The sequence below is a fragment of the Spirosoma pollinicola genome, from assembly GCF_002831565.1.
Lineage (GTDB): Bacteria > Bacteroidota > Bacteroidia > Cytophagales > Spirosomataceae > Spirosoma > Spirosoma pollinicola.
The window spans coordinates 5,961,049-5,980,382 of sequence record NZ_CP025096.1; the positions used below are offsets into that span (position 1 = coordinate 5,961,049).

The 19,334-nt window shown below is 45.7% G+C and carries 14 protein-coding genes; 6 read left to right on the forward strand and 8 right to left on the reverse strand.

Going from position 1 to position 19,334, the window contains the following annotated elements; genetic code table 11:
- Positions 1 to 99 precede the first annotated feature (99 nt).
- From CWM47_RS25045 to CWM47_RS25055, 3 genes are read right to left on the reverse strand one after another with little or no spacing between them, the layout of a single operon-like run.
- Complete coding sequence (locus CWM47_RS25045) at positions 100 to 618, reverse strand: DUF1735 domain-containing protein (RefSeq protein WP_157816063.1); 519 nt, start codon at positions 616 to 618, stop codon at positions 100 to 102.
- Positions 619 to 644: 26 nt separating this feature from the next.
- Positions 645 to 2,150, reverse strand: a complete 1,506-nt coding sequence (locus CWM47_RS25050) for a SusD/RagB family nutrient-binding outer membrane lipoprotein (protein ID WP_240625465.1) — start codon at positions 2,148 to 2,150, stop codon at positions 645 to 647.
- Positions 2,151 to 2,171: 21 nt separating this feature from the next.
- On the reverse strand, positions 2,172 to 5,468 hold the full coding sequence (locus CWM47_RS25055) for a SusC/RagA family TonB-linked outer membrane protein (RefSeq protein WP_100991019.1): 3,297 nt from the start codon (positions 5,466 to 5,468) through the stop codon (positions 2,172 to 2,174).
- Between the two features lie 660 nt (positions 5,469 to 6,128).
- Here CWM47_RS25055 and CWM47_RS25060 point away from each other — a divergent pair.
- The 4 genes from CWM47_RS25060 to CWM47_RS25075 all read left to right on the forward strand — a co-directional run bounded on the left by CWM47_RS25060 (position 6,129) and on the right by CWM47_RS25075 (position 12,343).
- Complete coding sequence (locus tag CWM47_RS25060; protein ID WP_100991021.1) at positions 6,129 to 9,359, forward strand: SusC/RagA family TonB-linked outer membrane protein; 3,231 nt, start codon at positions 6,129 to 6,131, stop codon at positions 9,357 to 9,359.
- Positions 9,360 to 9,382: 23 nt separating this feature from the next.
- Positions 9,383 to 10,930: a SusD/RagB family nutrient-binding outer membrane lipoprotein gene (locus CWM47_RS25065; RefSeq protein WP_100991023.1), complete on the forward strand. Its 1,548-nt coding sequence runs from the start codon at positions 9,383 to 9,385 to the stop codon at positions 10,928 to 10,930.
- A 465-nt stretch (positions 10,931 to 11,395) separates the two neighbouring features.
- Positions 11,396 to 11,902 (forward strand): hypothetical protein, encoded by a 507-nt coding sequence (locus CWM47_RS25070; RefSeq protein ID WP_100991025.1) that lies wholly within the window; start codon positions 11,396 to 11,398, stop codon positions 11,900 to 11,902.
- 54 nt (positions 11,903 to 11,956) lie between these two features.
- Positions 11,957 to 12,343, forward strand: coding sequence for a hypothetical protein (locus tag CWM47_RS25075; RefSeq protein ID WP_100991027.1), 387 nt, complete (start codon positions 11,957 to 11,959; stop codon positions 12,341 to 12,343).
- 143 nt (positions 12,344 to 12,486) lie between these two features.
- Here the strand turns inward: CWM47_RS25075 and meaB are convergent, their stop codons facing one another.
- From meaB to CWM47_RS25095, 4 genes are all read right to left on the reverse strand, one after another.
- Positions 12,487 to 13,458, reverse strand: a complete 972-nt coding sequence (gene meaB, locus CWM47_RS25080) for a methylmalonyl Co-A mutase-associated GTPase MeaB (RefSeq protein WP_100991029.1) — start codon at positions 13,456 to 13,458, stop codon at positions 12,487 to 12,489.
- A 42-nt stretch (positions 13,459 to 13,500) separates the two neighbouring features.
- A complete protein-coding gene (locus tag CWM47_RS25085) occupies positions 13,501 to 14,229 on the reverse strand; it encodes a 2-C-methyl-D-erythritol 4-phosphate cytidylyltransferase (protein ID WP_100991031.1) in 729 nt (242 codons plus the stop codon).
- Between the two features lie 70 nt (positions 14,230 to 14,299).
- Positions 14,300 to 15,343, reverse strand: coding sequence for a tRNA preQ1(34) S-adenosylmethionine ribosyltransferase-isomerase QueA (queA, locus tag CWM47_RS25090; protein WP_100991033.1), 1,044 nt, complete (start codon positions 15,341 to 15,343; stop codon positions 14,300 to 14,302).
- A 120-nt stretch (positions 15,344 to 15,463) separates the two neighbouring features.
- Positions 15,464 to 15,823, reverse strand: a complete 360-nt coding sequence (locus CWM47_RS25095; protein WP_100991035.1) for a hypothetical protein — start codon at positions 15,821 to 15,823, stop codon at positions 15,464 to 15,466.
- A gap of 171 nt (positions 15,824 to 15,994) precedes the next feature.
- Between CWM47_RS25095 and CWM47_RS25100 the strand changes: the two genes are divergently transcribed.
- Positions 15,995 to 16,975, forward strand: coding sequence for a gluconolaconase (locus CWM47_RS25100; RefSeq protein ID WP_100991037.1), 981 nt, complete (start codon positions 15,995 to 15,997; stop codon positions 16,973 to 16,975).
- A gap of 90 nt (positions 16,976 to 17,065) precedes the next feature.
- Here the strand turns inward: CWM47_RS25100 and CWM47_RS25105 are convergent, their stop codons facing one another.
- Positions 17,066 to 17,710 (reverse strand): 3-keto-disaccharide hydrolase, encoded by a 645-nt coding sequence (locus CWM47_RS25105; protein WP_100991039.1) that lies wholly within the window; start codon positions 17,708 to 17,710, stop codon positions 17,066 to 17,068.
- A gap of 258 nt (positions 17,711 to 17,968) precedes the next feature.
- Here CWM47_RS25105 and CWM47_RS25110 point away from each other — a divergent pair, with 258 nt between their 5' ends.
- Positions 17,969 to 18,862, forward strand: coding sequence for a PE-PGRS family protein (locus CWM47_RS25110; RefSeq protein WP_100991041.1), 894 nt, complete (start codon positions 17,969 to 17,971; stop codon positions 18,860 to 18,862).
- Positions 18,863 to 19,334: the final 472 nt, after the last annotated feature.

The following is a 19,334-nucleotide window of genomic DNA, read 5'->3' on the forward strand; positions in this document are numbered from 1 at the left end:
CTACTTGCACAGGTTGATTTTTTGAAGTCCTAGTTCATCCCTATAAAAAAAGCCCCGTTACGATATATGTAACGGGGCTTTTTGGTAAAAGAATAACTCTTATTTCGTCAGTGAAACGACCAGAATTTGTGTGTGGTAGTTTGCGCTGATGATCACATTACTCGGTACAGTTGTTATACTGATTGGTACCGCATAAGGGCCACCGGTTGCAGGAATTTGCGTACCTACGAAATTGACATTGACCGTAGCGATCCGCTGCCCTGCGGCAACCGTTACCATCGGATTGCTTAGCTGGTAGGCAGCCGCTGGCAGAATTGTATAGGCTGTTTTATTGGCCGTATTATAGGCCGTCAGCGCAGTCTGGTCAATGGCCACAGTTACCGGAACATCCTGCGTTGGTGGAGTTGGCGACGCAATGTTGATGTCGACGGGTGCTACGAGCGATGTACTGGTAGCGCCAACAGTCACTGTTTTAAGGATACTACGGTTGGCTACATATGGAATCTCTGCCACGTAACCAACTCCAGCGAAGTCGACAAAGTGTTCGTCGTCTTTAAGACACGAAATAAGACCAACTGCCAAACTCGCGGCCACGATAATACTACATAATTTGTTCATGGTTGTTTGCTTGTTTTGGGTAGGCATTACTTCTCCCAGAAGATTTTGGTCGTAAACTGATTGATCGTTCCCTGAGCGCCTACGTTAGCGGCATTGTTGCTGTATTCTGACGTAGGATAAAGCAACCGGATTGGAATTTGCTTCACGCTTGTGCTGGGATCCTGCGAAATGGGAACGCCGGTTGGCAAGCCTAAACGCCGGTAGTCAGACCATGCCTCGAAGGGAGCCGTTCCGTTTTCAGAAGCCCATTTCTGGGTGATGATGGCTTCAATCTTATTGGTCGATGCATCCCAGTTTACGTTGTTCACGCCAGCCTGAGAATAATAGGTCGTTGCTTCGGCAGCCGTACGGCCCACATTAACGAACGATTCGGCAATAGCCGACTGATACAAGGTTTTTGGATCGCCTGTAATCCAGCCTCGCTGTGCGGCTTCAGCCTGCATAAAGAGACTTTCGTGCGACTGCAGGATAGGGGAGTTTTGTGAAACGCTCTTCAAAATACCTGCACCAACATCAGATACCTGGCTATTGACCAATACATCCGTTGTGCCGAATAACGTACCATTAAAGTTTGTTGTCGTACCTACAACGGGTCTGTAATAAGCAGCTAAACGCGGGTCGTTTGAATTCTTGTAAAACGTGATTCCATACAAATTGCCCTTATACTGGTTGTTGAGCGTCGTTGGATTGCCATTAATGGCATAGAACGCACCGTATAAAGGGTTCTGCATATTCTGGGAGTTGGTATATCCCGGATTCACGCTCGCGTTTTCTCCTGCTCCCAGAAACCCATAGCCCGAAGCTTTAATACTAGCTAGTTGCGTTTGTATAAACGTGGCCCGATCGGCCTTTTCAGACTGACGTAGCAACATGCGTAACTTGAGGGTGTTGCCAAACTTGAGCCACTTGTTGATATCGCCCTGAAACATAATGTCGTTAGGGCCCGGGTTCAGCGTACCATCTCCTTTAGCCAGAAGCGCCATACCTGCATCAATCTGCTTGAAGAGATCCTCGTAAATATCCTGCGCTTTGTCGTAGGTAGGTAAAATGTTGGCTGTACCCTGCAAGGCTGACGTATAGGGTACATCGCCGTAGGTGTCTACCAGAAGCTGAAAATGCAGGGCTTTCATAATTTTAGCCATCCCCTGCAAAAGCGGTTGACCCAGAGTTGCCGCCTGATTATCTACGTAATTGTAGTTTTTCAGGTTGAGGTAAGCACTTGTCCAGATGCTGTTATTAAACCCCTGAGTAAACTGGTAATTTTTATCTGATGTGGCAATGGAATAGTTACCGCTCCAGTTCCAGTATCCCATCCAAAGATTCAGAAAATAGAAGCTGCCGGCTGCGCCACTGGGTGTGTTTCCTGTCAAATACCAGCCGGTTGTGGCCAGCGCATCGGGCAGTACCAGTTGTGGCGTTGCCGCCGTTACCTGGTTTGGGTTATTATTCACGTTGAGGTAATCTTTGCAACCCGTCATTACCATCAACATACCGGCAAGTAAGCCAGTTGTCAGTCGTTTTATATAAATCATTGTTGTTTGCTGAATTAAGTGCTAAAAACCAAAGCTGAGCCGGAATCCATACAGCCGTGTTGGGGGCGTCTGGTATTCGGTGGTTGTACCAACCGCATTACTGGTATCATTGGCGTTCGTGCCGCCCGAGAATTCAGGGTCCGTAAATACGTTGGTTTTAGGACGGAGCATAATCAGGTTCCGACCTGTTAACGCAACGTTCAACGATTTGATGAACTTCGTGTAACCAATGATTTTCGTTGGAATGTTATAGCTCAGTACAACTTCACGTAGCTTCCAGAAGTCGGCGCTTGTAACATAGCTCGACGCTGCATTGTGGTAGCCGGAATTAGTCCAGAACACCAGATTGCCGTCTTTGGTCGTCACGTTCGTGTTGGGTGTAACGGTAGCCGTTGTAATACCGTCTGGATTGTTGGTTACGAGTACTGAGTTCGGGAATACAAAATTCTGCCGACCTGCATAAACCGACCGGACACCAGCTCCTGTAAATTCAAGTGCATTGCCAAGTGCATTGTAGATAACCGCACCACCACGGTATTCTACAACAGCTGCTAAAGTCAAGCCTTTGAATTTAAACGTATTCGTAAAGCCGAAGCGATATTTTGGCTGCGTCGTGCCGGCATACTTCAGGTTTGGATCCAGAATTGGATAGCCCGTTGCGTCAACTACAGGCCGGCCTGTGTACTGCCCGGTTGGATCGTAGTTCGGTGCTTTTGCATCGGAAGACTGAATCCGCTGAATATCACTGACAAACAAGGCCGGATACGCATATGATTTAGCCGCGTACACGTTTGAGGCACCACCCGTTAAGGTTGGCCGATAAGGGTCTGATCCGTAGGGAATATTGATCCGTGGCAAGTCCTGATACAGATCAGTTACCTTGCTTTCCAGATACGTGAAGTTGGCGTTAATATCCCACGTAAAACCACCTGTGTTCACCAATGGGCGAATTGACCGCAAATCCAGTTCAAAGCCCTGATTTTGCATCGTACCCGTGTTGATCAACGCGGTAGAATACCCGGTTGCCTGCGATATCCCGATAGGTACGGTCTGATTCGTAGTCAGTGTGTTGTAATAAACAGCTTCGAGGTTGAACCGGTCAAATAAGCCAACTTCCAAACCAACTTCCCGGCTGTTTGTAAACTCCGGCTTCAGGTTTGGGTCATTTTGCTGGTTGCTCTGCTCAAAACCAGCCTGACTGCCGAATGGGAAGCCTGTTCCTGGGTTGAACACGTTCTGCAACTGATAAGGCGCTACGTTTACCTGACCAACCTTCGATAGGCTACCACGGATTTTTGCGTAACTAAGGATCGAGTTGCCTTTCAGGCCGGGAATTATTTCGCTTAGTACAACCGATGCATCTACAGCCGGATAAAAGAACGAGCGATTGCTGGGAGCCAGCAACGACGTCCAGTCATTACGTCCCGATGCGTGGATGAACACAGCTTCTTTATAGCCCAGCGTAAAATCGCCAAAGGCACCCAGCAAACGGTTCTGGCTATTGTATTCGGCCAGTGTGGCATTGCCTAGCCGGTTAGCGACGTTATAAGTGCCCGGAACAACAAGGGCTCCGGCATAATCGTAGGTACTACGTGCGTACTCCTGGCGGGTTTGCTGACCAAGGATAAGCCGGGTTGTAAAATCACCGAATTTAGGATTCACCGTAACGAGCAGGTCGCCCGTAAAGCGCGTTCTTAACTGGGTCGCATCCTGTACGGTGGCGTTCGTGTGGCCGCCAGCCGATGAGGCAATGTTGCCCGCTTCCCAGGGGTCGCCAGTTGCATAGTCGGAGAAAGTAACGTCGGCAATGTGCGCTTTCAGCTGTGAGTTGTAAAACTGGCCACCAACCCGATATAATACGCTTAACCAATTCGTGAATTTATACGATACATCGGCTGAACCCTGAAGCGTATATATGTTGGTAACTTTGCGCGAGTTATCACCCGTTATTTGCCAGTAGGGGTTCGGATAATAAGCGTTGTAATAGCCATTTACATCGCCATAGGGAGACGTAATATCGTTCAGCGGATAGCTGTTCAGCGGGGCCTGTGGCTGCTGATTCAACACGTTCCAGTATACGGGCCGGTTCTGGTTGAAATCTCCATTTTCGGTATTCGAATTTTGATACGAAAATTGCATGCCTGCATTGGTCGTGAACTTGTCGATCGACCGGCCGCCCTTGATGCTAAGGTTGGTCCGTTGGTATTTGTCGTTCGGCACAACGCCTTTCTGGTCTACTCGCTGTAAGCTTAGCCCAAAATAGTTCAGGTTATCGCCAACTCGATACGAAATGTCGTGTTGCTGCGTGACGCCGGTATTGAAAAAGGCCTTGCGGGGATCTTTGGATGGGGCCGAGTACGGTATTTTCAGGGTATCGATTCGAGTGTTTCCATTCGAATCCCGAATCTGAACGCCATAGCCAAGTGGTTGAAGAGAGCCATCAAACGGAGTACCAAATTGCTGGTTCTCATAAGGTACATACGTACGGGCATAATTGCGGTCGTAAAATGGCACGCCTTCACCACCATTTGCTCCAAACTGAGTTTGCAGACCGGGCATGTATGAGATACTCTCGAACTGCGTATTGTTTGTGTAGGTAATCTGAGGCTTGTTGTTTTTAGTGCCACGTAACGTGGTAATAATCAGGGCGCCATTCGAGGCATCGGAGCCATAAAGAGCAGCTGCGCTTGGGCCTTTCAGAACGGTTGTCTGATCAATATCATTCGGGTTGATTGACGACAGAAAACTAATGTCAGAAATAACGCCATCCACAATCAGCAAAGCCTGGTTATTTCCCAGAAACGAACGGTTACCACGCAGCGTAAGACGGGCCCCGGCTCCTACACCATTGTTGGTCGTACTAACCTGAAGACCCGATACCTTTCCTGTTAGTCCATTCGCTACGTTGATCGGCGCAGCCTGTGTTATCTGGGAGTTACTTATACGAGCAATCGACGTCCCGATTTCGCGCTCCGTACGCTGAATACCAAAGCCAGTTACAACTACCTCATTCAGTGTAGATGCATCGGCTGCCAGTACTACATTCACCGAGTTTCGATTACCAACAACAACATCCTGCGGTTTAAAACCGACAAATGAGAATGTCAGCGTTGTGTTTGATCCGGTATTAATTTGGTAGTTCCCGTTTACATCGGTTGTTGTTCCACGCGTTGTACCCTTAACAACGACACTTACACCGGGTAGACCTGACCCATCGTCTGATGAAGTCACACGACCCGTTACAGCCGCATCCTGCGCCAGCAATGGCAGGCAAAAAAGGAGCGAGAGTAACCAGCTTCCAATTAGAACTTTTCTCATAAAAGTTGATGAAAAATTGTTTAAAGAGTTGAGTTAAGAAAATTGAAATTAAGCATTATTAACAGAGCATGTTTGGTAATATGCTGGTAATATAGTGTCATTATATCGAGAAAAAAATCAAATGATGGAAGGGAATAATGTACAAATATGTAGTTTTCGAAGTTGTATATTTAGGTGATTATACTCAGAAGAGGTTCTTTGAATTATTTGCCAAAATTCATTCCTTTACGTAACTAATTCTAGAAATATCCATTTAACCGATATATTATATCAAATGTTTATAAAACGCAACCCACATGTGCTAGTGGTGACCGGGATGTTTTATCCGTCTTTTTACCTGTAAAACCCGGGTAGAAAGTGTAAAACTGAATATCGAAGAAAATGTGTAAAATCGAATAGTATCTTTTGGAGAAATAGTTAGATAAATAGGTGCATTGTTAAAATACTATTAATAGAATTAAATACATTTAATAGGGGGATAATCCATAGTAAGTATTGAAATACAGTCCTATATGAAAATAATATTTTAGATATGATGAATTGTGTAACTTTTTCTGACAGTAGTAAACTATTTTTTAAAATATTTTCTTTAATCTTTTTTTAATAGCTTTGGGATGTTTTTATACTTGAGTACCACTTCTTAACTTATAACTACAACTTATGCGCAAATTTTTACTGGCACAATTTATATTGTGTTTATTCGCTTTTCCACTGCTTGCCCAGAACCGGGCCATCACTGGAAAAATCACTTCATCAGAAGACGGCTCTGTGTTACCTGGGGTTACCGTATTAATCAAGGGTACAAACCAGGGGACTACGACAAATGCGGAAGGTGCCTTCCAGATCAATGCCGCTAAGGGTGCTACGCTCCAAATCAGTTTTATTGGCTTTGCTACCCAAAGCGTAACGCTCGACAATCAGACAACCGTTAATCTGGCCCTGAAACCCGATGCATCGCAACTTCAGGAAATTGTTGTGACGGCGCAGGGTATTCGGAAAAATCAGCGGGAAATTGGATACGCTATATCTAAGGTTAATACCGAAGACGTAACCGTTGGTCGTTCGCCACAGTTGGCGCAGGCCCTGGCTGGTAAAGTAACCGGTCTGGCTGTTTATAACGTAAACAACAGCGTTGATCCTGCCGTGAAAATCGTCTTGCGCGGGTATCGTTCCTTAACGGGTAACAACGAAGCGCTGGTCGTGCTCGATGGTATGCAGACAACATCGACTATCCTGTCGACAATCAATCCAAATGACATTGAGAGTGTTTCCATCCTGAAGGGTGGCCAGGCCGCTACGCTTTATGGGTCATCGGGTATCAATGGTGCCCTTATTATTACAACCAAAAAGGGCGCAAAAGGCAAGCTGAAAGTAAATTATTCAAACAGTACGAACTTCGAGCAAATTAGTTTTATGCCTCAGACTCAGGACAAATACGGTTCTGGCTCACACTATGCTACGGCTTTCGGTACAGCAGGCTATAAAACGGATTATCTGGCTCGTATGGCCGACAACTGGCGTTCGTATGAAAACCAGCAGTATGGTGATGCTTTTGATGGCTCTTTGCGGATTCAGGGACGGACAGCGGAAGACGGCAGTCAACTGCTTATTCCCTATTCAGCCGTTCCAAATGGTCGCCGGAAAGCTTTTAACACGGGTGTTTCGGTAAACAATCAGGTTAATTTCCAGGGTGGCGACGAAACCAGTTCGTTCTATATGTCGATTGAAAATCAATCCGTAAATGGGATTGTGCCTGGCGACAAAAGTAACCGGACAGGTACACGTCTGTCGGCCACGAAGGAATACGGTAAACTGACCGCCAGCTTTAACGCCGGTTATGTACAGGGTGTTTACAACCGCACATCGTCTGACTTCTATAACAACGTACTGAATCAGCCAGCTAACTTACCCCTGAGTGATCTGCGCAACTGGCAGACCAATCCATTGGCAAACCCGAACGGTTTTTATAATGATTATTATAACAACCCCTATTTCGAAGCCGACAATAACCGGTTGAACTACAAGGATGCCAACATTAACGGTAACCTGAATCTTACCCTCAAAGCCACGAACTGGTTATCGATTACAAACCGGGTGGGTATTATGAACAACTCCCGGACGGGTAAGAATACAACGGGTAAATTCACATATACTGACTGGGCGAAAAGCAAATCATTTATTCCGGCTCCGTTCTTCCGGGATGGTGATGGTACTGGTATCTACCGGGCTATTACGGATACTCCAGGTTCTGTATTAGATTATTCGGGTACTGAAAATGTTATCAATAACGAATTCCAGGTTCAGCTATCGAAAGACTTAGGCCCCCTATCAAATCGGTTAATTTTAGGTAACAGCTTATACCAGCGCACAACAAATAACATTGGCGTAGGATCAAACTCGATTGTCGTTCCAGATGTATATAACGTGTCGAACCGCCAGGGTATCCTGACAGGTGGACAGATTCTGACACAGGAACGTCGCCTTGGCTACTATGCCGACTTGACCATGAACTACAAGAACTACCTGATCGTGAATGGTTCGTTCCGTTTTGATCAGACATCTAAGTTCTACAAACCCAACCGTGCAGCTAATTTCTGGTCATATCCCTATTATGGAGCAGCCGTTTCGTTCATTGCTACCGATGCGTTCCCAAGCATTAAGAGCGAATTCCTGAACTATTTCAAGTTACGCGCTAATTACAACAAAAATGCCAACGACAATATTCCGTTGTATGGTCTGGATTTGACCTATCCAAATGGAACAAGCTTTCCATATGGCAGCACGGTTGGTCTGACGGTTGGTAATACACTGCCCGATCCAAACCTCAAACCTGAAACGGTTTACTCATCGGAAATTGGTGGTGAATTTCAATTGTTGAACAACCGAATTAATGTTGATGTATCGGCTTACACGCAAAATTCTAAAGGTCAGGTAATTACGGTTCGGGTTCCAAACTCGACCGGTTTCCAGAACCTGCTGATCAACGTGGGTGAAACGAAGAACTGGGGGTATGAAGCAGAAGTGAAATACCTGATTGCCAGAGGAGGCAAGTTCTCATGGGATGCCAGCGTTCGTTACTCCTATAACGACAACAAAGTTGTTGACCTCTACCCTGGCATTAACGAATTCCAGATTGGTGGTTTCTCGTATGCCAATACGAACGTGATTAAAGATCAGCGCTTTCCAATTCTGAAAACGGATGGCTATCAGTATGCACCGGATAACTCAGGTCGTGTTCTGGTGAATGCAACGACAGGATACCCACTTCGTAATACCTCGTTATTACCTCGTGGCGGTGTATTGCCACGGCACATTGCTGGGTTGGGTTCCAAAATGGAATACGGCAACTTCGGCTTTACGTTTAACTTCGAATACCGGGGTGGCAACGTAATGTTCAGTGATCTGGGCCGCCAGATGACGTTCACCGGAACAGGTAAATGGACGGAAGATCGTGCTCCTCACGTCTTCCCGAACTCAGCCATCCTGAACGCCGATGGCAGTGTATCAGCTAATGCGACAAACGTTCGTGAAGCTGAGTACTCTCTTTGGGTGGACAACTACCGGTTGATCTCGGAGAACTTTGTTACACCAGGCTGGTTCATCAAACTCAGAGATATTAACCTGTCGTATCGTGTACCACAAAGCCTGCTCACTAAAACGAAGCTTTTCTCTGGTGCCAGCATTGCGGTGTACGGACGGAACCTATTTACAATTGTTGACAAGCTGAATTACTACACAGATCCTGAATTCAGTTACCAGGGTAATCCTACTCCAGGTAGCCAGTCTACATCGACACCTACAACGAACTCCTCTGTTGGTATCGGTATTAATACGACGGGTCAAACGCCACCTGTGCGCCAGTATGGTGTAAACATCAATCTTACGTTTTAGTCAACAGCAACATAGAACTTGATATGAAATTCAAAATACTAATTATAGCTGCTTTAGTGACCTTGGCAGGTAGTAGTTGCAATACCAAACAATTTTTGGATATCAATACGAACCCAAACCAGTTGCCAACTTCATTACCGAACTATGTGTTTACCAATGCGCTGAATACAACAGCGACGAACATAGCCGGAAACACGAATGGACAGGGGTCGAACGAGCTTGGTTTTTACTGGTCAGGTCAGTGGACACAGGGAAATGGGTATATTATCGTTACGTCCCAATTTGCCTATCAATTCACCAACGGTGATTTTAATTATTGGGATAGTTATTACGACAATCTGGAAGATTATCAGTTTGTGATCAATAACGCTGATGCCAATAACCAGAAGTTTTTGAAAGGGCCTTCTAAGGTGATGAAAGCCATGCTATTTCAGCAACTGGTTGATCTGTATGGTAACATACCTTATACAGATGCGCTGAAAGCCGCTGCTGTACTGGCGCCAAAATTCGATGATCAGAAAGCTGTTTATGCATCCCTGATCACGGCACTGGACGAAGCGATTGTCGATTTAAAAGCGAATCCGTTCAGTGGCAGTTTCGGTACGTCGGATATTGCTTTTGGTGGTAACACGACGAAATGGATTCAATTCGCAAATTCCCTTAAGATGCGCATTCTGATTCGTCAGTCGAAAGTTTCGAGTCTGGATTCATACATCAAGACCGAAATCAATAAGATCGTAACAGAAGGTTCAGGATTTCTTACAGGATATGATGCCACTATTGGTGGCCCCTCTTTCTTCCAACCCGCAGCAGGGCAGTTAAACCCTGTTTATGACCGTTGGGGCTATAACGAGACAGGTGCTAAACGGGCATTGAATAACTTCCCACGGCCAACGAAATTTCTGATTGATAACCTGAAAGCATCCGGTGATACACTGCGGTTGAAACGGATAGCTTATGCTGCCGGTGGCGAAAACAGTAACACACCTGGAGTTAGCACGAAAGCTGAAATTGCGGCTAACTATGTGGGTACGCCATTTGGAGCCAGCTCTGGCTATTTACCTGCCAATACTTCATCTGTAGGACCAAGCCTGCTGGTGAAAGGTGAGTACAACCGGGCCTATGTTGTTATGACGGCGTCGGAAGTTCAGTTCCTGCTGGCAGAAGCTAAACAACGGTATACGGATGTTACCTTACCAAGTACAGCTAAGGCTTATTTTGAAGAAGGTATCGTACAATCGTTCCGCGTGTTGGGTGCTAATACTGCCGGTGCTGCTGCTTTCAAAGGTAGCAAAGTCGTGAATTATGACTGGGATGCCTCTACAGACAAACTAGCCGCTATTGCTGTCCAGAAATGGGTTGCCTTGACGAACTTCAGCGGTCTGGAATCATGGGCTGAATTCCGTCGGACTAATCTGCCGGTTACACCCCAAAGTATTCAGGTGCCTGATACGAAACGCCCAACTCGTCTCTTCTATCCGAACACAGAAGGAGGGTCAAACTCAGCAAACGTAACTGCACAAGGGACTATTGATGTTTTTGCAACTAAACTGTTCTGGGACGTTGATTAAACGCTCCGAATGCACTAGATAAACAAGAAGAGGTCATCCTAGTGGTGACCTCTTTTTTTATTTAACCCAAGAGCTACTATGTAAAAAAAGCGAGCCGACATTGTCAGCTCGCTTTCTGCATTACGCTTTATCCAACTATTAAAAAATTAGTATCCAAAAGATGCTTATACTGTTTACTAGGTCACCTAATGTAATAAAGTCTTTATTTATTACAGGTTGACTGTGTCTATGAAAGCTATTTATAAGCACCGGAATCAAGACGGAATATAGAGCTTAATCAGGTTGGAAGTGGATTAAATAGGCATAATGTATACTATACGGTATGTTTATTAATTTTTCGGTATGCATTTTTTCATAGTGTGCTAAATATATTCCTGTGCGACTTTAATGGTAACTGCTAATCCGTTTAACCTAAACTTTTTGTCTGAAAGGAAGTTAATCTATAAAATTAGCTGACTCAACGCCATGAAAGATGAAAAGGAAGTAGAACGGGACGATGCCCAGATAAATGGCCGTACTGAAGGCCCATTTAGTTCTGACGATACCGATGTAGATCGGCAGGCACAGGACAATAAAAATACATACGAGCAGGAAAATTCTGCCAATGGGCTCGATAGCCAGCAGGTTCGGGGTGGTCAGGATGGACGCAATAACCGAGGTGTAGGTAGCACCGACATGGATAGTAAAAATGGGGTTCTTCGCATGGGTGATATTACCAACAGCACGATGGAAGTAACTGAAGAAGGTATGGAGTCTGCCATTGCTGATGGTAAGAAAACCAATACAGCCATGGTCGATGTAACAACTGAGGGCCCCGACGATTATGCGTCGAATGATAAGGTTCCAGTTCCAAAAGCACAGGAAGCCGCCAAAAAGCAGGATGACGACCAAACATCCGACAGCGAGCAGGAAGAACGCGAAGAGGATGTTGCCCAAACAGGCACGGATCTCAATAATCAGCCTGCCTATTAACTGACTTTTAAGTAGTAAATCTTAATAATACTCAACACTTAACTAATCAACGTTATGAGCGTAAGTAGCAATTCCCGGAAAGAAAGTACTGAGTCATATGCGGCTCAGGGCATGCACAACACGATGGGTATTCTCCCCGAGTTGGCGCAGTTGAATGATAAGAATCTGGACAATGACCTGCCATCTCGTGTTGCCGACAGTAACGACACCGATGTACCGGGTGATGTAGCCGTGGCCGATGCCACTGTAGCCGAAGCAGACGATGCCGATGGTATTTCAGGTGAGGCTATTGACGAGTCAAAACGGGCGTCATGGGGACAACCGCGCGCGTCGGAAGATGACAATGTTGAAGCCAATAAGGATTGGAAAACAAACACAAGTGAAGAGACTGTGCCGGCCACCCGTGCCAATGAGCCAGATCGGACGTTAGGAAACGCCTAGTTTAATGAATAGTGTATAATGAAGAATGAATGACAAAGTGCGTAGTAATCTTGAAAAAGATTAGCGTAGTCTTGGCAATCAGTATTTTACCATTCAGAGATGCCCAGCTTATTTATTGTCATTATACATTCTTCATTATACATTTACCTCAATAGCATATCAACAGCAAGGGTTGGAAGTATAGCCCCTGCCTGAACCTGTTCCTCAATAACAATAAGGTTGTCATATATTCCCGGCTGTTCGTAAAAGCGGCTTTCCAGTCGTTGACGAAGTAAAGACCGGAACCAGGTTAGTTGTTGCTCCTGCCGTCGGCGGGCACGATAGCCGTTTTTCGTAGTCAATTGCTGATGCTCATGAATAGTTACCCAAACATCCGCTATGCCTATACCCGTCGTAGCTGAACAGGTGAGCACGGGGGGAAACCAGCCCATGCCTGTAGGAGGAAAAAGGTGAAGAGCATTCTGATATTCAAGCCGGGCAAGTTTAGCGTGGAGTTGATTGTCACCATCCGCTTTAGTGATTGTGAGTGCATCGGCCAATTCCATAATACCGCGTTTCATACCCTGTAATTCATCGCCCGCACCCGCTAGCATGAGCAGCAAAAAGAAATCGACCATGCCATGCACAACGGTTTCGGACTGCCCCACACCCACGGTTTCAACCAGAATGATATCGAAACCAGCCGCTTCACATAGCAGCATTGTTTCGCGGGTGCGGTGACCAACACCCCCCAGTGAATCACCAGCAGGAGAGGGGCGAATATAAGCGGCTGGATTCATGGATAGTGTCTCCATGCGCGTCTTGTCGCCCAGCAGGCTGCCGCCCGAACGCTGGCTGGTTGGATCAACCGTTAATACCGCCAGCCGATGGCCAAGGCTGGTTAAGTAGGTGCCGAACGATTCGATAAATGTGCTTTTACCTACGCCCGGCACTCCTGTAATACCAATGCGAATCGATTTTCCCGTTTCTGGTAAAATACGCTCCAGCACCTGTTGCGCCAAAAGCTGATCGTCGGCACGTCGGCTTTCAATGAGGGTGATAGCCTGACTCAACAGCAATCGGTCTCCGGCAAGGATTGCGTTGGCGTAATGATCAGGAGCGAAACGGTGGCGCATTGGGTGTGGTTGTTGGTTGTTTATGAGTAGTCAGCAACCCGCTCATCTTAAATCCTCAGGCGTTGTGATCTTTATATTTTCGTAAGATCCATCAATCAATGTAATGGCGAAGCCGGCATATTCCATAACACTGGCACAGTCAGTGAAAAAAGGTTGTTCGTCGGTTTTGAACGCCTGCCGAAATAAATCCAGTTGAAAGGTCTGCGGAGTTTGAACCAGTCGATACTGAGTACGGTCAACAGCCTGACTGACACCATCGGCGCTAACAATCCGGACAGAATCTTTCACGGGCACACAGGTTACAGCCGAGCCAGTACGGGCGGCCGTCTCAAAACTAGCCCGAATAATGTCTGGTGAAACGAACGGCCGAACCCCGTCGTGAACGGCTACTAATCCGGTTGGCACCTGAATCGCGTTCAAGCCATTCCGCACCGACTGGAAGCGTGAAGAACCCCCGTCAATGATCTGGATGTTGGGGTGAAAATTGTGTTCGTTACAAAGTTTTTCCCACATTGATCGTTCACGGACGGGCAGAACGAGGATAACGTGAAGAGAGCCTTCGTTAACTAGTTCAGATTGTGAGGTTCCGGTCTGTAAAAAGATTGGCTCAAAGAGTCGAACCGCTAAAAATCGCTCGATAGTATGCTGAAGGATAGGCTTACCGTTGAGGAGCAGGAACTGCTTCGGTATATCAGATTTCATCCGGCTGCCGCTGCCGCCAGCAACAATGATGGCAAAAAAATTAGTGGTAAGTGGTAAGTCGTCTGTCATAGGGCTAACACGCTCGACAAAACTACTTACTACTTACCACTTTCCAACCGCAAAGCGCAGTCGTTACTCCTTAAATAATCAGCATGGCATCGCCATAGCTAAAGAAACGATACTTTTCCTTTATGGCCACCTGATAGGCTTCCTTGATGAGTTCGTGACCACCAAAAGCGCTCGTCATCATGATCAGAATAGATTCTGGAAGGTGCAAACTCGTCAGCAACGAATTGGCAATTTTGAAATCGTATGGAGGGAAGATAAACTTATCCGTCCAGCCTTCAACGGGCTTCAACCGGCTGTTTGCCGATACTGATGATTCGAGGGCTTTCAGTGAAGTAGTGCCAACGGCACACACACGTCTGCCTGCGTCAAGAGCTGTATTCACAATCTTGGACGACTCTTCGGGAATCCGATAGTTTTCAGAATCCGTTTTGTGTTTGGTCAAGTCTTCAACGTCAACTTGGCGGAATGTACCCAGACCCACGTGCAGCGTGACGGGGGCAAAATGGATGCCTTTGATTTCCATCCGCTTCATCATGGCCTTGGTAAAGTGCAACCCGGCAGTTGGCGCGGCTACAGCACCTACATGCTGGGCAAAAACCGTTTGATACGCATCCCGGTCAGCTTCTTCGGCTTCCCGGTTCATTTCGCGGGGGATAGGAGTTTCGCCCAATTCGTCAACGGCTTTCATGAACTCCTCGTGATTACCATCGAACAGAAAACGAATTGTCCGGCCACGCGAAGTTGTATTATCAATTACCTCGGCAACTAGGTCACTATCACCAAAATATAATTTGTTGCCAACCCGAATTTTACGGGCGGGATCTACAAGTACATCCCAAAGTTTCATCTCGCGGTTCAGTTCGCGCAGGAGGAAAACTTCAATTTTTGCACCTGTTTTCTCTTTATTGCCATACAGCCGTGCCGGAAAAACTTTGGTGTTATTGATCACCATCACGTCGCCATCGCTGAAATAACTCAGCATATCCGAAAACTGCTTGTGTTCAATAGTTTTGGCTTTTCGGTCTATGACCATCAGCCGAGATTCACCCCGCTCAACCGGGTATTTGGCTATAAGACTTTCGGGTAAATCAAATTTGAATTCGGATAACTTCATAATGTATTAGCACCAAAAAAGAACAGCGTGTTTTTTGTAAAGGGCGCAAATATAGTGAAAAGTCCGGAAATTTTTACATGTTCCGGACTTTTTTCTTGCAAATATCGTAGAAATGACTTATTAGGCCGCTGAAACAGGGTCAATTGGCTTTACAGCTCCATCCGTATTGACGTTGGCGCGGTCAGAAACATTGAATTTTGCCATAAGCTCAGGCGACACTTCATTGGAATAGGTTCCTTGTGGCGACACGAAAACGCCTTTCATACCATTGGTAGCTGTAATTGCATATAGCGTCATTTCATCGCCGGGGTCAGAGGTGCCCTCAAAACGATGAAACTCATCGACCGTAAATTCTTCGCTTTTCAGCTTTGTTTCGGTACTTTTTTCTTCCAGAAAATCTTTTTTCGGGCCAAACTCATGCGTGTAGCCGCGTGTCCGAAGGTCTTCCATCGCTTCGGTCAGGGTCGTGAAATGGTTCATAAGCGGAGAGTGTTTTTGTCTGGCTATAAAACTCAAAATAGACCGCTATGGTTTAGGATTGATTTGGGTAGCCCGGCCCCGGAACAAGGTATGATTCATTAAACATTTAGCGCCGAAACCTGATTTATGGGTAATGATATTATCAAATAGACACAACCTGACACGTTTCGTATGATACATTCAGCCTGTAAACTGGTTGCTCTGGCCATTCTTGTTTCATCCTGTAATACCGATGATCCTGTTTTTGATGCCCCGATTAATCCCGATCGTATTGCGTTTTCGGCCACACGACAGTATCCAGAAGGAATTACTTACTCACCCGTACTGAATAAGTTTCTGGTTAGCTCAATTACGCAGGGGAAAGTGGGAACCGTAGATGAACAAGGCCGCTACGCCGACCTGATTACCAATGACCAGCAACTGATTAGTAGCATTGGTATGAAAGTGAGGGGTAATCAGCTTTATGTCTGTAATGGCGACCAGGGTGTGTCAACAAAAAGCTTGGCGCAAACGGCATTGAAAACGGCTGGTTTGTTTGTATATGATCTTGTGTCGGGGCAAAATCTTCGCCGGGTAGATTTAGCTGCGCTGTTGCCCAATGTCAATCACTTTGCCAATGACATTACTTTCGACGATCAGGGAAATGCGTATGTGACTGACTCATTTGCACCAGTCATTTATAAAGTGCCCGCTGATACGACCAAGCCAACTATACTTGTCAATTCGCCCCTCTTTAATGGTGCACAGGGCTTCAACCTGAATGGTATTGTATATCATTCCGATAAATTCCTGATCGTGGTGAAGTCGAATGAAGGGAAATTGTTCAAAGTTGATTTGGCCAACGCGAATAAAATTTCGGAGATAACAGGCGTTACCTTACTGAATGGCGATGGTATGCTCTTGTACAACAATGACTTATATGTTGTTAATAACCGTAAGCGGGTGTCGCAGGTGCGCAGTACCGATGGCTGGAAAACAGCCGCTATTGTTAAAACGGACAGTGTTGGCTATGATCAGGCAACAACCAATGTGCTGGTAAATAATGCGATTTATTCACTTAACGCCCGTATTGATGACGTCGGCGCGGCTGTAGCAGCTAAAAACCCGGCCCTGCTTCAGGCTAATGAGTATAGCATTCAGAAGTTTAAATAAGAGAGGAGAGGGAAGAGTGGGAGGAAGGGGAGGAGAGGGAAGAGGAATTGCTCCCTTTTTTCCTTCCTCCCACTCTTCCCTCTCCTCCTTTTAATCCGGCAATACTTTAATCATGATGTCTTTAAAATACACCTTGCTTTTTGGGTCATGACCTTGAAGGGCTATAGTGCCGCTGCTTAACTTTTTGGTCGACGAGGCATTGCTAACGCTGTCGGGTTCGGTGTAATCATTGATAATTTTGTCATTGATTTTAATAATCACTTTCTTGCCCTGTACAATGATGTGTTCGGTATACCACTCATCATCTTTTACAAATACTTCTTTCACATCCTGAAGCCCGTAAACGCTACCCGTTTTGCGCCAGTCGGTATGGGATTGGTTTACCTGAATTTCATAGCCCTTGGAGGGCCATCCTGATGGCTGATAGGCTGTGTGAATAAACATACCCGAATTTGAGCCAGGTGTTGTTTTAACCTGCGCCTTCCATTCGAAGTTTTTGAAATTGTGGTTGTTTACTGGCCCTTCATAAAATAAGTGAGCGCGTGGGCCGGCAACAACAATAGCACCATCCTGAACACTGAAGGTCGAGGGGCTTTCGTCGGTGAGTTTCCAGCCGGTAAGGGTCTTGCCATCGAAGATACTAACCCAACCGTCAGCCGTAGGTCGGCTGATGAAACTAATGCACAAACCAAGCAGCAAGACAGCGGCTGAAAAACGGATTGATGTCGTACGCATACAATAAAGGTATAAGAGTAAAGTGATCGTTAAGTAAGTAAAGCACAAAGGCGTCTAAAACTAATGTTTCCTAATTAACCAGTTGTCTTTGCCTAAATCGGCCAATGTGTCGGAGCGAAAATAAATGTGTTCTATGTGGGTATATCTGCCTGAATTATTAATCAGAAATGAGTACCACTTAGGCGAAACTGAAAAGCGCATTTATCATTTGTGCCTGTCAATTCGTTACTTTGGCAATTGAATCAACCGGAAGTCTTCATGCGTAATTTCATTTTGCTGGTTTTAGGGATAGCTGCGGCTGCGTGTAAACTCAGCGTGCCCAGTGTTTACGAGGCTAATTTTGCATCAGATCCAACGACCACTCCTGTTTCACCCGGTCAAATTGACGAAGCATCGGGCATGGCCGACAGTCGTAGTCAACCCGGTAATCTCTGGATCGAACAGGATAGCGGCAGCCCAGCCGAATTAGCACTATTGGGTTACGATGGTGCGGTAAAAGGTAAAATAGCCGTACCGTCAATTGCCAATCGTGATTGGGAGGAACTGGCCATTGGACCAGGACCCAAAGACGGTGTCAATTATATTTACATTGGGGAAATTGGCGACAATAACAGCCAGTATCTGACCGTCCAGATTTATCGCCTGCCCGAACCGGCAAACCTGCAAACGCCTATTAATAATACGCAGATCGAGCGCATAAACTTTCGCTATCCACAAGGACCGCGCGATGCCGAAGCCATGTTTGTTGACCCTAAGACGAAAGACATTTATGTGATCTCGAAGCGGGAAGAAAAAGTACATCTTTATGGGTTGCCTTACCCACAAAATACCAGTGATCTGATTACCGCAACCGATTTTGGCGAATTACCTTCGTTTGGTGGTGGACTGGCAAACTACGTGACAGGAGCCGCCATCTCGCCCGATGGCAACGAAATTCTGGTGAGAACATACACAACCGTTTTTTACTGGAAGCGTGATGCGGGGCAATCTATTCCTGATGCCTTGCAGTACGGAACCCGTCGTTCATTGGTTACCAGACTAGAGCCACAGGGTGAAGCGATCTGCTTCGATAAAGATGCCAAGGGCTTTTTTACTATCAGTGAGAAGGCGAGTGCTTCATCCGTTAACCTTTATTATTACGCCAAAAAGTAAGCCTAGATTGATTTGTATCTTTTTTTTGCGTTTGGTAAACTAGTTCTTATTTAGTTTATAGTAACTATTCAGGCGTATAGCCCGGGCCTCACTTACACATAATAGCTGTAGTGAGGCCTTTCCTGTTTACGCATAGTTTGAAAATGTATATCTATACGCGCCGTGGTAAAGCACTCGAATCTTAAGCGCCATAATAATGAAAATGAAAAATAATAATGCACACTTAAGAGTCTGCCAATAGTTGCCTACTTCGCATTGGCACTATTGTTGATAAACAACCTGCCGAATTTTTATACTTAGTATGTATATATAAAATATCTTTATGTATTGTAACTATAGTCACTTATATGCAAACATTAGATACTAAATTTATAGTAAAAAAATATTTTTTTAGTTACTTACGGTATTAGCCAATCGGTTGGTATGCCGTTTGTTATAGGGAAAATGCTCGTAAGACGATATTATTTATTCG